The following is a 14,098-nucleotide window of genomic DNA, read 5'->3' as shown; positions in this document are numbered from 1 at the left end:
TCAGCCGCAATACTGTTTGACTCGATATCCCGTAAACAAAAACGCCGCGATCCTCTCGCGGCGTTTTTGTGTCTGCTGCCTACCCCAGGTTCTTGCCGAGCAGCGCGTGATACAGCTCGCTGTCACCCAGAATCCCGACAACCTTGTTGTTGTCGTGCAGCACCAGCTTATTACCCGTCTGATATCGAATCTGCAGCGCGTCGCGCATGCCGATACTCGAATCCACCAGCGTTGGTCGACGACCCAAGCCTTCAACCGCTTGCCCTGGAATCCAGTTCTGCAGGTCCAGGCTCGCGCCGTTCTGGCGTGCGCCTTTGATGGTGTTGCCTTCGGCCAGGTCCAGCCAGGAGTCGCCGCCCGGATCGAGGCATACCGAACCGTTGATGCGTTTGCAGTTGTCCAGGGTGCGCATCAGGCTGCGACCGCACAACACGTTCAGCGGGTTGGTATGGGCGACGAAGGTCCGCACATAGTCGTCCGCAGGGTTCAATACGATCTCTTCCGGCTTGCTGTACTGGACGATCCGACCGTCTTTCATGATCGCGATACGGCTGCCCAGCTTCAGTGCTTCATCGAGGTCATGGCTCACGAACACGATGGTTTTGTTCAGCTTGCTTTGCAGCTCCAGCAGTTCGTCTTGCAGGCCCTGACGGATCAGCGGGTCGAGGGCCGAGAACGGTTCGTCCATCAGCAGAATGTCGGCATCCATCGCGAGCGCGCGGGCCAGGCCCACACGTTGCTGCATACCACCGGAGAGCTCATCCGGCTTCTTGTTACGCCACTGGGTCAGGCCCACCAGCTCAAGTTTTTCATCGACCAGTTTTTTCCGTTCCTTCTCCGGTCGTCCCTGCATTTCCAGACCGAAGCTGATGTTCTCGCGAACGGTCAGCCAAGGCATCAGGGCGAACTTCTGGAACACCATCGCAATGCGCTGGGTGCGCATCATTTTCAGTTCCGCCGGGGTGCAGGAAGCGATGTCGATCTGCTTGCCTTCGTGCTCGACGAACAATTTGCCGCGGCTGACGGTGTTGAGACCGTTGATGCAGCGCAGCAAGCTGGACTTGCCGGAGCCGGACAGGCCCATCAGTACGCAGATTTCCCCCTTTTCGACATCCAGGCTGGCCTTTTCGACGCCGACAATCTGCCCGGTCTTTTTCAGGATCTGGTCGCGGGTCATGCCCTGATCGAGGAGTTTCAAGGCCTCGCGCGGGTCTTTGGAGAAGATTACGTCGACGTCTTCGAAGCGAATAATGCTCATGCGTCACCCCCTACTTTGGCTTCGGGTTGTTTGCAGATACGGTCGAGCATGATCGCCAGCAGTACGATCGCCAGGCCCGCTTCGAAGCCCAGGGCGATATCAGCAGTGTTCAGTGCGTTGACCACGGGTTTGCCCAGGCCGTCGGCGCCCACCAGTGCCGCGATCACCACCATCGACAACGACAGCATGATGCACTGGGTGATACCGGCAGCGATGCTTGGCATAGCGTAGGGCAGTTCGATGCGTGCGAGCAGTTGACGGCGCGAGCAGCCGAAGGCTTTGCCGGCGTCCATCAATTCTGCGGGAACATCACGGATACCCAGGTAGGTCAGGCGGATAGGCGCGGCAATTGCGAACACCACCGTAGAAATCAGACCCGGGACCACACCCAGACCGAAGAGGGTCAGGGTAGGAATGAGGTACACGAAGGTCGGCACGGTCTGCATCAGATCGAGCACCGGACGCATCAGTGTGTAAAACATCGGTTTATGCGCGGCGACGATGCCCAACGGCACGCCGATGACCACGCAGACCAGGGTGGCGAACAACACCTGGGCGAGGGTTTCCATGGTTTCCTGCCAGTACCCCAGATTGAGGATCAGCAGGAAGGAGGCGATGACAAAAACGGTCAGTCCCCACTTTCGTTGAATGAAGTGTGCCAGTAGCGCGATGAGGCCGATCAATGCCAGCGGGTTGAACCAGGTCAGCGCAAAAGTCACGCCGTGGATCATCGTTTCCAGTGACACGGCGATTGCGTCGAAGGTGTTGGCGCCGTGTTGCGTCAACCATTCAACGAAGCCCGCGATGTACTGGCCTAAAGGTATTTTCTGATCAATCAGCATGGTAGTGAACGTCCGCATGCAAGGAAATTAACAGCCCGGGCGACCTGGATCGCCCGGCGTAAGCGATTACTGCGCGAGCTTGGCTTTCACGGCCTCCAGGCCTGGTTTACCGTCAATGGTGGTCACGCCAGCGAGCCAGGTATCGAGGACCTGTGGATTCTTTTTCAGCCAGGCTTTGGCGGCCGCGTCAGGCTTCATTTTGTCGTCCAGGACGTTGCCCATCAGGGTGCTTTCCATGTCCAGAGTGAACTGCAGGTTTTTCAACAGCTGACCCACGTTGCTGCATTCCTGCGCATAGCCCTTGCGGGTGTTGGTGTAGATGGTTGCCTGGCCGAAGTTCGGGCCGAAATACTCGTCGCCGCCGGTCAAGTACTTCATCTTGAAACGCGTGTTCATCGGGTGCGGTTCCCAGCCCAGGAACACCACGGCGGTGTTGCGGCGCTGGGCGCGATCGACTTGCGAGAGCATGCCTGCCTCGCTGGACTCGACCACCTTGAAGCCGGCGTCTTTCAAGCCGAAGGCGTTCTTGTCGATCATGCTCTGGATCAGGCGGTTGCCGTCGTTGCCTGGTTCAATGCCATAGATCTTGCCGTCGAGTTCTTTCTTGAACTTGGCGATGTCGGCGAAATCTTTCAGACCTTTGTTATACAACTCTTCCGGGACGGCGAGTGTGTATTTTGCGTTTTCCAGGTTGGCACGCAGGGTGTCCACGGTGCCGGCATCGCGGTAGGCCTTGATGTCGTTTTCCATGGTCGGCATCCAGTTGCCCAGGAATACGTCCATGTTCTTGCCGTCGGCCAGGGACTTGTAGGTCACCGGTACGGAAATCATCGTGGTTTTGGTCTTGTAGCCGAGGGCATCGAGGACGACGCTGGTGGTGGCGGTGGTGACGGTAATGTCAGTCCAGCCGACATCGGAGAAATTTACGGTGCTGCATTGAGCCGGTTCGGCGGCTTGAGCCAGAAACGGCAGACTCAGCATGGCGGCCAACAACAACGACGGGGAACCTTTCATGGATGGACTCCTTGGTGTTTTTTTTGGCAGTGTTCCGACTGGACCACCGCACTTATAGGTTGCGGTTGGATGGCGTTTTGGAGACAGCTCTACCACGGCGCCTTGCAATCGAGTCGATACGATCATGTACCAGTGAAAATCTGACGCCTACAGGGGGCGTCGTAACCAGTACAGGGATGGTCGCATCCAGTGTCGGTGACGTCGTTTACAGCTTTTTTCAGCCCTCTTTGCCCCTCCGATCCGCAAAAAAACGGCGAAAACGCAGCGTCAAAGGCTCGCGGCGTTTGTGGGCATGAGTGCGTCGGTGTGAGACGTCGAACGACAAGGCAAAAGCCTGATGATGCGGCCATCTCGGCGGATTGCAGCTTCAGCGTAGCAGCTCCGTCACTGGGCGCTTTTGCGTCTGGAGTTGGGACATCCAGGAGTTCGGCAGTAATGGCTATCAGTGTTTTCGACCTGTTCAAAATCGGCATCGGCCCTTCCAGTTCGCACACCGTGGGACCTATGCGGGCCGCCGCGTTGTTCGTGCAAGGTGTGCGTGAGCAGGGTCTTTTGGAGCAAGTGCGTCGCGTCGAAGTTCAGCTTTATGGTTCGTTGTCGGCCACCGGCATCGGTCACGGCAGCGACAACGCGGTGATCATGGGCCTGATGGGCGAGTGGCCGGACGCGATCGATCCGTCGCAAATCGGCATCCGCATCGAAACCCTGCGCGAAACTCACACGCTGTTGCTCGACGGTCGCTTGTCGGTCCCGTTCATCTGGGCCCGGGACATGCGCCTGATCGACGAAAACCTGCCGTTCCATCCCAACGCCATGACCCTGATCGCCGAGGGCGATGACGGTGAACTGCATCGCGACACCTACTATTCCATCGGCGGCGGTTTTGTCGTCGATGAAGCACAAGCCTCCAGCGGCGTAGTGGATCTGGATCGCACGGTGTTGCCGTACGATTTCTCCAGCGCCGTCGAACTGCTCAGCCTGTGCCAGAAACACAACTTGCGCGTCGCCGAATTGATGATGGCCAACGAGAAGGTCTGGCGCAGCGAAGAGGAAATCCGTGCCGGCCTGATGAAACTCTGGCGCGCCATGCAGGATTGCGTCGAACAAGGCCTCAAGCACGAAGGCATCCTGCCCGGCGGACTTAATGTGCGTCGTCGTGCGGCCAGGTTGCATCGCAGCCTGCAAGAGCTGGGGAAACCTAACGTAATCGGCTCAACGTTGAGCGCCATGGAGTGGGTCAACCTCTTCGCCCTCGCGGTCAACGAAGAAAACGCCGCTGGCGGGCGCATGGTCACGGCGCCGACCAATGGCGCCGCGGGGATCATTCCGGCGGTGTTGCACTACTTTATGAAGTTTAGTGAAGTGGTGACCGACGCCAACGTGGTCGACTATTTCCTCAGTGCGGCGGCGGTAGGGATTCTGTGCAAGAAGAACGCTTCGATTTCCGGTGCCGAAGTCGGTTGCCAGGGCGAAGTCGGTTCGGCCTGCGCCATGGCGGCGGCCGGGTTGGCGGAGATCCTCGGCGCCACACCGGAGCAGCTGTGCAACGCGGCGGAAATCGGTCTGGAACACAACCTCGGTCTGACCTGCGACCCGGTGGGCGGGCTGGTGCAAGTGCCGTGCATCGAGCGCAACGCGATTGCCGCGGTGAAAGCCATCAACGCGGCGCAGATGGCGCTGCGTGGCGATGGTCAGCACTTTATCTCGCTGGATCGGGTGATCCGCACGATGCGTGATACTGGCGCCGATATGCATGACAAATATAAAGAGACATCGCGCGGTGGGTTGGCGGTTAGCGCGGTTGAGTGCTGAAACCGCGAAGGCGTCAGACCAGTCAAAACTGCGCACTAAGTGAACACCCAATTCAAAACGCGCCACGTTTTGGCGCGTCGCTTACAGATAAGCGACTTCACCCAGGTCAGGGATCCAAGTTGGCCATTACCGCCTGTCACCTGTGCTTGCGGTGACACTCTCTCCCGGCACCTCGCAGCCCTGTTCCCACAAGTGCTACCGATTTGCTCACGCCCAACGAGGCAGAGCGCCTGCTGCCGATAATGGCACTTATATCCCCCCTTCAGCGCGCGGCTTATATAGACACATCCCGACGTCGTTTTCAGGAGTTATTGAACGCGCATTCAACTTTAGGCATGGCAATTGCTCTGTCATTACAAAGCCCGTCTCCCACGCGAGAACGATGGCAATAACAAGAGCCTCCGCCTGAGGCCATCACCCGCTTTGTGTGAGGAGATACCGCGATGACGACGTTCAACTCAGGGGCTCAACCCCAGAACCGTGCGCCTCAATCCATCGGCTTTTTGCTGCTGGACAATTTCACGCTTATTTCTCTGGCCTCCGCAGTAGAACCCCTGCGTATGGCCAACCAATTGTCCGGCCGCGAGCTGTATCGCTGGACCACACTCACCGTCGACGGCGGTCAGGTCTGGGCCAGTGACGGTCTGCAGATCACTCCCGACTGTTCCATGCACAAGGCACCGGCCCTGGACACCATCATTGTCTGCGGCGGTATTGGCATCCAGCGCACTGTTACCCGTGAACACGTTTCGTGGCTGCAAAGCCAGGCACGGCAGTCCCGCCGTCTCGGTGCGGTCTGCACCGGCAGCTGGGCCCTGGCGTGCGCCGGCCTGCTGGATGGTTTCGATTGCAGCGTGCACTGGGAATGTCTGGCCTCGATGCAGGAAGCTTTTCCGCGTGTGGCCATGAGTACGCGTCTGTTCACCCTCGACCGTAACCGTTTCACCAGTTCCGGCGGCACCGCGCCGCTGGACATGATGCTGCACCTGATCAGCCGCGATCACGGTCGTGAACTGTCTGCCGCGATTTCGGAAATGTTCGTCTATGAGCGCATCCGTAACGAGCAGGATCACCAGCGTGTGCCGCTCAAACACATGCTCGGCACCAACCAGCCGAAGTTGCAGGAAATCGTCGCGCTGATGGAGGCCAACCTGGAAGAGCCGATCGACCTCGACGAACTGGCAGTGTACGTCGCCGTGTCGCGTCGTCAGCTGGAGCGGCTGTTCCAGAAATACCTGCACTGCTCGCCGTCGCGTTATTACCTGAAACTGCGCTTGATCCGTGCTCGGCAACTGCTCAAGCAAACGCCGATGTCGATCATCGAAGTGGCGTCGGTGTGTGGTTTCGTTTCCACACCACACTTCTCCAAGTGCTACCGCGAATACTTCGGCATTCCACCGCGTGACGAGCGCGTAGGTTCCAACACCACGCAACAAGTGGCGATGATGCCGCTGCCACAAGCGTTGGTGCTGTCACCGTTGTCCGGGCCGTTGTCGGCGCTGAGTCAGGCGCGCAACGAGTCGACGTTCGCCAGCGTAAGGCTCTAAACCGAGGCGCCTTCATTCGCGAGCAGGCTCGCTCCCACAGGGATATGCGATCCAATAATGTGGGAGCGAGCCTGCTCGCGAAAGCGGTTGATCAGGCGCTACGGCTCTGCTGATACTGCGCCAGTGCAGGCAGCAATTGCTTATCAATGGCCTGGCGCACGGCGGGCAGAATGGTCGCGCTGCTGGTGTACATCTGCTTGACCATCGTGCGCAGTTCCGTTGCCCGTTCGTTGTTCAAGCCCCGTACCGCGCATTCGCAGGCCTGCTCAGCGGTTGCGCCAGGGGGCACTGCAAATCCCAACGCCTTGAGCTGGCCCAACAGGTCTTCCTGGTCTATCAAATCGACGTGCATCATGACGCAATCCTTCTTCAGGGAACGGTGTCGTGGCTTGATTCTCGTAGGGGCCGTGGGTGTCGGCAAGGACGATTTGTCGCAATGGCCGCAATACCTATGAACAGGTCGTTTTCGGCTAACTTGCTGCGGATGGGAGTAGGCACACTGGAGTCAGCTGGCTTCACGAAGGTTTGGTCACCCTCGCGCAACGGCTCCTCAACAGTACCCACCTCTGCCCCGATCCTGTCACGGCTTGATCGGGGCTTTTTTTGGCTGGGGTTTAACGCTGCAGGACGAGGATGCGCGACAACAATTCATCCCGGTCGACATAGCAACCCTGGAAATGCCGGGTGCCGGTGGTAGGGTCGAAGGCGTTGCGGGCGTGGAGGGTGCGGCGGTTGTCGAAACACCACATTTCACCGGGGTTTAGCCGCGTCATCACCCGGAATCGATTTTCGCGGGTCATCGCAATGAAGCGGCGGTAAGCGTGATAGAGAGTGGGCATCTGCTTGACCGACGCATCGAATGGGCCGCGCAGAAAGTTCGCCATACGGACTTCCGAAACCTGCCCGAAGGCATCCAGAGCGATGATTGGCGCGAGACAACGGTAGTCGCTGTGGCGGTCTTTATTACGGAACTCCACAGGGATTTCGCAAAGGCTTTTAAACGCCTCGGGATCTTCCTGGCGCAAGGCTTGGGCAATGGCAAAGCCGTCGACGAAAATACTCTCGCCACCGTCTGCTTCATTGATCAGGCAATGCAGAAACTGCAGTCCCGGTTGCAACTCCCGGGTCGGCAAATCGCTATGCAGCGGCAGGTTGAAAGCGGTGTAGGCATTGCTGTCGGCATCGGCCTTGGATTGCACGTTGAACAGCACGCCAAAATTGCTCTCGCGGATGAAGGAAATCCGCTGGGCGATCAGCTTCAGCGAGCCGGGTTCGGTCGGCACGCCGCGGACCTGGGTCAGGCCGATATCGCGCACGGCCAGCAGCCATTGCAACAGGGCATCGTTGTCGTTCATCAACGCCTGGTATTCGAACGCCGGCAGCTTCAGGTTGCTGTTCCAGAGCTGGCTTTTGGGCTTGGCGCTCCGGCGTTCGGCGCGGGACTCATCATCGTAGGCGTGGGCCCGTAACCAGCCAGGATCGAAGCGGCTGAGATGGCCGTCCTGCCAATCGACACGCAGGCAGCCTTCGGCATCAATGCTGGCGTGCGAGGGCTTCAGGTTTTCGGCGACGTCGACGATTTCCAGCACTTGCTCGCGGGTCACGGTGTAGACGCACAGCGGGCACGGACAGTTGTCCCGCAACCACTGATGATGAAACGGGCTGACACGGTCATCGGCCCACTTCACTTGAACTCGGTCCGCCAGGGTTTGTACGGCGGTCAATGCGCTGATCAACGGGTAGGTACGGAAGTCGGCAAAAGCGGCGGCGGTGTTCATGGCGATCTCCTTGTCATTTTTTCGGCGGTAACGCGATCACTCGGCCAATGTAGGCGGGGGCGGGCAGGTCGGCTTGCTCGGCAACGATGGCTTGCAGCTTGCTCAGGGTTTCTTCGCTGAAGGGTGCGGATCGCGGGCCGTCGAGGTCGACGTGCAGCAGCATTTGCTCGTTGCCCGCCAGCGCCTTGTCGTCGCCCACCCGATGCAGGCTGTGATAGAGGTGCAGACGTTTGCTGTCGTGGCCGACGATTTGGGTGTGCACCTCGACATCGGCGTCGAGCTTCACTTCGTGCAGGTAATTGAGGTGCAGTTCGAGGGTGAACAGCGAGTTACCGCTGACTTCGCGGTTGTTGCTGTCCATTCCCAGGCGATCCATCAGCGCGTCGGTGGCGTAGCTGAAAATCAGCAGGTAGAAGGCATCGCGCAGGTGGCCGTTGTAGTCGACCCAGTCGGGGATGATTTTGGTTTGGTAGGTGGTTAGGGTGGGCATTTTTCTCTCCAGACATGATCGGCGCTGATCGTTCCCATGCTCCGCGTGGGAACGATCAGCGTGGACTACTCGCTAAACGCCATCCCATGCTTTTCCTTGGTAGTCTTCACCGCCTCCAGCACTGCCAGCAAACAGTCATCACGATAGCGCTCCAGCGCCGAAATGCTGTGCGTGCCCAACTGATCAGTGGTGCCATCCACCACATCATCGATCAACTTGTCGGTCAATTCCGGCGCCGGCAGATACGTCCACGGCAACTGCAACGCTGGCCCGAACTGCGCCATGAAGTGCCGCATACCCGCATCGCCACCCGCCAGGGTGTACGTCAAAAACGTGCCCATGAACGACCAGCGCAAGCCCGCACCAAAACGAATGGCATCATCGATCTCACCGGTGGTCGCTACACCGTCGTTAACCAGGTGCAGCGCCTCACGCCAGAGCGCTTCGAGCAAGCGGTCGGCGATAAAGCCGGGTACTTCCTTGCGCACATGCAGCGGGCGCATGCCCAAGGATTCATAGACTTTCATTGCCGCTTGAACGGCTTCGGGAGCGGTGTTTTTGCCGCCAACCACTTCCACCAGCGGCAGCAGATAAACCGGGTTGAATGGGTGGCCGACAACGCAGCGTTCCGGGTGCGTCGAACTCTCGTAGAACTCGCTCGGTAGCAGGCCCGAGGTGCTGGAGCCGATCAGCGCGTTGGGCTTGGCCGCCGCGCTGATTTTGCTGTGCAGTTCCAGTTTCAGATCCAGGCGTTCCGGAGCGCTTTCCTGAATGAAATCTGCGTCGCCAACGCATTCTTCAATGGTGGCGACAAAGCGCAACCGGTCCTGCGATGCACCGGGCGCCAGGCCTTGTTTCTCCAACGCAGCCCAGGCATTGGCGACGCGTTTGCGCAGGGCTGCTTCGGCGCCGGGTGCCGGGTCCCAGGCCACCACGTCGAGGCCGTGGGCGAGGGCGCGGGAGACCCAACCGCTGCCGATGACACCGCTGCCCAGAGCGGCGAAGGTTTTGATTTCGGTGATAAAAGTCATGGCAATTTCCTGAAGTTGAAAAGGTCGATTAACCGCGCTTGGTCAGGCCCATTTTTGCCCGGCCTTCAGCTGGCGTCAGAACGCGGGCGCCGAGGCGGCTGAGGATCTCCGAGGCGCGTTCGACCAGTTGGCCGTTGGTTGCCAGTACGCCCTTGTCCAACCAGATGTTGTCTTCCAGACCGACCCGCACGTTGCCACCCAGCAGTACCGCTTGTGCCGCCATCGGCATTTGCATGCGACCGATGCCGAAGCCGGCCCACACCGCATTGGCAGGCAAGTTGTCGACCATGGCTTTCATGGTGGTGGTGTCGGCCGGCGCGCCCCACGGGATCCCCAGGCAGAGCTGGAACAGCGGGTCGTCGAGCAACCCTTCCTTGATCATTTGCTTGGCGAACCACAGGTGACCGGTGTCGAAAATTTCCAGCTCGGCCTTCACGCCCAACTCTTGAATGCGTTTGGCGCCAGCGCGTAGCTGGGCCGGGGTGGACACGTAAATGGTGTCGCCGTCGCCGAAGTTCAGGGTGCCGCAATCGAGGGTGCAGATTTCCGGCAGCAGTTCTGCAACGTGGGCCAGACGGGTCAGCGGGCCGACCAGGTCGGTGTTCGGGCCGAACTCCATCGGGTTCTCGCCAGCGCCGATTTCCAGGTCGCCGCCCATGCCGGCGGTGAGGTTGACGATGATGTCGACGTCGGCTTCGCGGATGCGCTCCATCACTTCGCGGTACAGCGCCACGTCACGGCTGAACTTGCCGGTTTCGGGGTTGCGCACGTGGCAGTGGACCACGGTGGCGCCAGCCTTGGCGGCTTCCACGGCGGCAGCGGCGATCTGTTTCGGGGTGACCGGCACGTGTGGGCTTCTGGCGGTCGTGTCGCCAGCACCGGTGAGTGCGCAGGTGATGATGACGTCGTGGTTCATGAGGCGGGTTCCTTGCAGGCGTGATGATTCCGATCGCAGCCCGGTCGGGCTGCGAGTCGGTGGTTCAATCGGGTTTATTGGGTTGTCAGTTGCAGGTTTTCAGCCGCCGGTTTGCCATCGAAGGTGGTCACGCCTTCGAGCCAGCGTTGCTTGTCTTGCGGGTGATCTTTCAGCCATTGCTTGGCCGATTCGAAGGCGTCCTTGTGATCCAGCAGCGGCTGCATCATCCGGCTCTCGTCTTCGGCGGTGTACGTCAGGTTGCTCAGCAAACGACCGATGTTCGGGCATTGTTCGGCGTATTTCGGTGCGGTGACGGTCCAGACCGTGGCCATGCCTTCGTTCGGGCCCAGGGCGTCTTCGCTACCGGTGAGGTAAGTCATCTTCACGTTGACGTTCATCGGGTGCGGCGCCCAGCCGAAGAACACCACGGCCTCTTTGCGCCGTACGGCGCGATCCACCGCCGCGAGCATGCCGGCCTCGCTGGACTCGACCAGCTGGAACTTGCCGAGACCGAACTGGTTCTTGGCGATCATTGCCTTGATCTGGGTATTGGCGCCCGAACCTGGCTCGATGCCGTAGATCTTGCCGCCCAGTTCCTTTTCAAACTTGGCGATGTCGGCGAAGGTTTTCAGGCCCTTGTCGGCGAGGTAAGTCGGCACAGCGAGGGTGGCGCGGGCGTCCTTGAGGCTCGGTGCTTCAAGCACTTTCACCTGCTTGCCATCGACGAACGGGGTGATGGTCTGGGTCATCAGCGGGTTCCAGTAGCCCAGGAACAGGTCCAGGCGCTGGTCGCGGATCCCGGCGAAGATGATTTGCTGGGACGCGCTGGTTTGTTTGGTGTTGTAGCCGAGGCCATCGAGCAGGACTTGGGTCATGGCGCTGGTGGCGATTACGTCGGTCCAGTTCACTACGCCCATGCGCACGTTCTGGCATGAAGCAGGTTCGGCCGCCATGACGCTGGCGCTCAAGAAAGCGGTACCGCTGAGTGCAAGAACACAGCTGCTGATCAGTCGTTTCATGTCGGGTTCCTCGGCAGGTCGTTATTGTGGGTCCGGGCGTCTTCGTGCGCCGGTGATGCCAAGTTACGCAGCTAAGCTCCCGTGAAAGCGCACTGCGGCGACCAGCTCTTGCACTGCAGCGACCTGTCCTCTTGAATGCCTCTTGCAAGTGGCGTATCAACGTCCACACGCTTCCCGCCCTCTCGTTACCTGCCAGTCGAGTGCGCTCCATGTCCCAGGATTTCTACTTCATGTTGATGCCGGGTTTCTCGGCCATCGGTTTTATCTCGGCCATCGAGCCGCTGCGGGTCGCCAATCGCTTTCGCGGCGAGCTGTACCGCTGGCATGTGCTGAGCGCTGACGGCGGTGCGGTGTTGGCCAGCAATGGCATGTCGGTCAACGCCGATGCGGCGCTGGAACCGTTGAAGAAAGGCGCGACTCTGCTGGTGGTCGCCGGTTTCGAACCCCTGAAATTCGCCACCCCGGCGCTGGAGCACTGGCTACGTCGACTGGACAACGAAGGCGTGACCCTCGGCGCCATCGACACCGGCAGCTTCGTCCTCGCCGAAGCCGGCCTGCTCGACGGCCATCGCCTGACGCTGCACTGGGAAGCCATCGACGCGTTCAAGGAGTCCTATCCGCAGCTCAGCGTCACCCAAGAGCTGTTCGAGATCGACCGCCGGCGCATTACCTCCGCCGGCGGCACCGCGTCCATCGACCTGATGCTCGACCTCATCAGCCAGGCCCACGGCCCGGAACTGGCGATCCAGGTCAGCGAACAATTCGTACTGGGGCGCATCCGCCCGCGCAAAGACCACCAGCGCATGGAAGTCGCCACGCGTTATGGCATCAGCAATAAGAAATTGGTGCAGGTGATTGGCGAGATGGAGCAGCACAGCGAACCACCGTTGAGCACATTGACGTTAGCCGAATCGATCAAGGTAACGCGACGGCAACTCGAACGCCTGTTTCGCCTGCACCTGAACGACACGCCAAGCAATTTCTACCTGCGTTTACGGCTGGAGAAAGCGCGGCAGTTGCTGCGGCAGACGGACATGAGCGTGCTGGAGGTGAGTATTGCCTGCGGGTTTGAATCTCCGTCGTATTTCACCCGCAGTTATCGGGCGCGTTTTGCGCGGTGTCCGCGGGAAGATCGCCGGCAAAGCCAAAAGGCCTGAACCTCCGGCATGGGGCGAAACCCAATCCCTGTAGGAGCGAGCGGTGCGGCGATCCGACTTGCCCGCGAAGGCGACGTGTCAGGCGACAGTAATTTTGAATGTGCCGGCCTCTTCGCGGGCAAGTTGGATCGCCGCACCGCTCGCTCCTACAGAATTTGCGGCACTCACTTTTTCATCAGCGCCGAGCAGGCCGCTTTAAACGCCTCATGCTGATACTTGTTCAGCGTGCCCGGCAGTTCAAAATCGAACTTCTTGTTCTGCGCGTTGATGGTCTGTGGCGACAGCAGCGTCACCTCGCAATTCTCCAGCAACTGGAAAACACCCTCGATCTTGAACGTGGTCGGCCCACCGGCGAACTCACCTTTCTTGCTGCGCTTCTTGATCGCGATCCGGTCGATGGAGTTCTCGCGCACAAACGACGCCACCTGAGCGGCAAAGACTTTGACGTTCGCGGCTTCGTCGTCATCGTCGAGGGCGATTTTCTTGGTGGTTAGCGCAACGTGATTCAACGCCTGACCGTCGAGGGCGGCCACGGCGATGATCGCTTCGCTGCCTTTGATTTCGATGCCGCAGAATTTCATGTCGATCCCTTTCACAGCCTAAAGCTCAAGTTGATTAGCGGTAATACCAAACGCCGCTGCTATTTTTCGCGAGTGGCCTTCCGAGGCTTTGAGACGGTCTCTTGCTGGGCAAATGCCGGCTGAGAGACACCCATCCGTTTGGCCACTTCATCCTGTGTAAGGTTCAAGTGCTTGCGCCATGGAGCGCTGTCCGAGGGAAGATCAACGGACTGTGAAAGCTTGATTGAAATTGTCTTGCGCCTTATCGAGCAGAAATTTCTGTAGGATTTTTAGTGTCCATTACTGCGAAGTTTCCTTTTCCTTCCTGTGACTGTGAATTCGGCGGTACGAATTACTTAGTTTGTGCCGCATCATTCATGGACACCCCTTCACAGTTAAGGAGTCTGTAAATGAATGCTCCCCTCTCCCCTTTGTACACCAATGAAGCCTCCCCTGATTTTCTTCGCAGCCAAGAAGATTACCTTTTCTCGCAGTAACTTGAAGGTGCGAACAAAGACGTCTTGAGGATTATTGAGCAACAACAGGCTTACGCCAACGCTCATCCGCCCACAGCTATCTACCGTGTGGCAACTGCGGGCAGCCAGCCTCGTAATGGCAGGAGGATTCAGCGTGCAACTTCGTCGTGGGAGTTTACATAGGATAACGGCCAACAA

Annotated in this window: 13 protein-coding genes and 1 pseudogene; 3 read left to right on the top strand and 11 right to left on the bottom strand. The window is 59.2% G+C overall.

Translation table 11 applies throughout. The annotated features are described in order from the left end of the window. Window positions 1-79: 79 nt before the first annotated feature. The 3 genes from choV to ACYZT3_RS27440 form a co-directional block, all read right to left on the bottom strand. A complete protein-coding gene (choV, locus tag ACYZT3_RS27450) occupies window positions 80-1,258 on the bottom strand; it encodes a choline ABC transporter ATP-binding protein (protein ID WP_282380593.1) in 1,179 nt (392 codons plus the stop codon). Continuing rightward, window positions 1,255-2,100: a choline ABC transporter permease subunit gene (gene choW, locus ACYZT3_RS27445; RefSeq protein ID WP_282380591.1), complete on the bottom strand. Its 846-nt coding sequence runs from the start codon at window positions 2,098-2,100 to the stop codon at window positions 1,255-1,257. The genes choV and choW overlap by 4 nt, the downstream gene beginning before the upstream one ends. Window positions 2,101-2,166: 66 nt before the next feature. Next, complete coding sequence (locus ACYZT3_RS27440; RefSeq protein ID WP_282380589.1) at window positions 2,167-3,114, bottom strand: choline ABC transporter substrate-binding protein; 948 nt, start codon at window positions 3,112-3,114, stop codon at window positions 2,167-2,169. A 435-nt stretch (window positions 3,115-3,549) separates the two neighbouring features. Here ACYZT3_RS27440 and ACYZT3_RS27435 point away from each other — a divergent pair, with 435 nt between their 5' ends. Both ACYZT3_RS27435 and gbdR read left to right on the top strand, forming a co-directional pair. Continuing rightward, window positions 3,550-4,926, top strand: coding sequence for an L-serine ammonia-lyase (locus tag ACYZT3_RS27435; protein WP_282380587.1), 1,377 nt, complete (start codon window positions 3,550-3,552; stop codon window positions 4,924-4,926). Window positions 4,927-5,369: 443 nt separating this feature from the next. After that, the gene (gene gbdR / locus ACYZT3_RS27430; protein WP_201198415.1) at window positions 5,370-6,473 is read left to right on the top strand and encodes a choline metabolism transcriptional regulator GbdR; all 1,104 of its coding nucleotides are present in this window, start codon (window positions 5,370-5,372) and stop codon (window positions 6,471-6,473) included. A 91-nt stretch (window positions 6,474-6,564) separates the two neighbouring features. On the opposite strand, the gene ACYZT3_RS27425 is transcribed toward gbdR, so the two are convergent. The 6 genes from ACYZT3_RS27425 to ACYZT3_RS27400 all read right to left on the bottom strand — a co-directional run bounded on the left by ACYZT3_RS27425 (window position 6,565) and on the right by ACYZT3_RS27400 (window position 11,707). Further along, complete coding sequence (locus tag ACYZT3_RS27425; RefSeq protein ID WP_462031139.1) at window positions 6,565-6,828, bottom strand: hypothetical protein; 264 nt, start codon at window positions 6,826-6,828, stop codon at window positions 6,565-6,567. A 259-nt stretch (window positions 6,829-7,087) separates the two neighbouring features. Further along, entirely contained in the window at window positions 7,088-8,251 is a 1,164-nt protein-coding gene (locus tag ACYZT3_RS27420; protein ID WP_282380574.1) for a gamma-butyrobetaine dioxygenase, read from the bottom strand. 13 nt (window positions 8,252-8,264) lie between these two features. Then, entirely contained in the window at window positions 8,265-8,741 is a 477-nt protein-coding gene (locus ACYZT3_RS27415; protein ID WP_282380572.1) for a thioesterase family protein, read from the bottom strand. Window positions 8,742-8,806: 65 nt separating this feature from the next. Next, window positions 8,807-9,772, bottom strand: coding sequence for an L-carnitine dehydrogenase (locus ACYZT3_RS27410; protein ID WP_282380570.1), 966 nt, complete (start codon window positions 9,770-9,772; stop codon window positions 8,807-8,809). Between the two features lie 28 nt (window positions 9,773-9,800). After that, the gene (locus tag ACYZT3_RS27405; protein ID WP_282380568.1) at window positions 9,801-10,688 is read right to left on the bottom strand and encodes a 3-dehydrocarnitine:acetyl-CoA trimethylamine transferase CdhC; all 888 of its coding nucleotides are present in this window, start codon (window positions 10,686-10,688) and stop codon (window positions 9,801-9,803) included. Window positions 10,689-10,762: 74 nt separating this feature from the next. Further along, entirely contained in the window at window positions 10,763-11,707 is a 945-nt protein-coding gene (locus tag ACYZT3_RS27400; protein ID WP_462031138.1) for a choline ABC transporter substrate-binding protein, read from the bottom strand. Window positions 11,708-11,916: 209 nt separating this feature from the next. On the opposite strand from ACYZT3_RS27400, the gene ACYZT3_RS27395 reads away from it, so the two are divergent. Further along, entirely contained in the window at window positions 11,917-12,864 is a 948-nt protein-coding gene (locus tag ACYZT3_RS27395) for a GlxA family transcriptional regulator (protein WP_462031137.1), read from the top strand. Window positions 12,865-13,028: 164 nt separating this feature from the next. Here the strand turns inward: ACYZT3_RS27395 and ACYZT3_RS27390 are convergent, their stop codons facing one another. Both ACYZT3_RS27390 and ACYZT3_RS27385 read right to left on the bottom strand, forming a co-directional pair. After that, on the bottom strand, window positions 13,029-13,445 hold the full coding sequence (locus ACYZT3_RS27390) for a DUF3010 family protein (RefSeq protein WP_462031136.1): 417 nt from the start codon (window positions 13,443-13,445) through the stop codon (window positions 13,029-13,031). An 18-nt stretch (window positions 13,446-13,463) separates the two neighbouring features. Continuing rightward, window positions 13,464-13,624 (bottom strand): annotated as a pseudogene (locus ACYZT3_RS27385) (helix-turn-helix domain-containing protein); the annotation flags it as partial. Window positions 13,625-14,098 lie beyond the last annotated feature (474 nt).

Source organism: Pseudomonas sp. MDT1-16 (assembly GCF_054898115.1).
The sequence above is the reverse complement of the archived record's forward strand: the minus strand, read 5'-3'. Positions and strand labels throughout refer to the sequence as shown.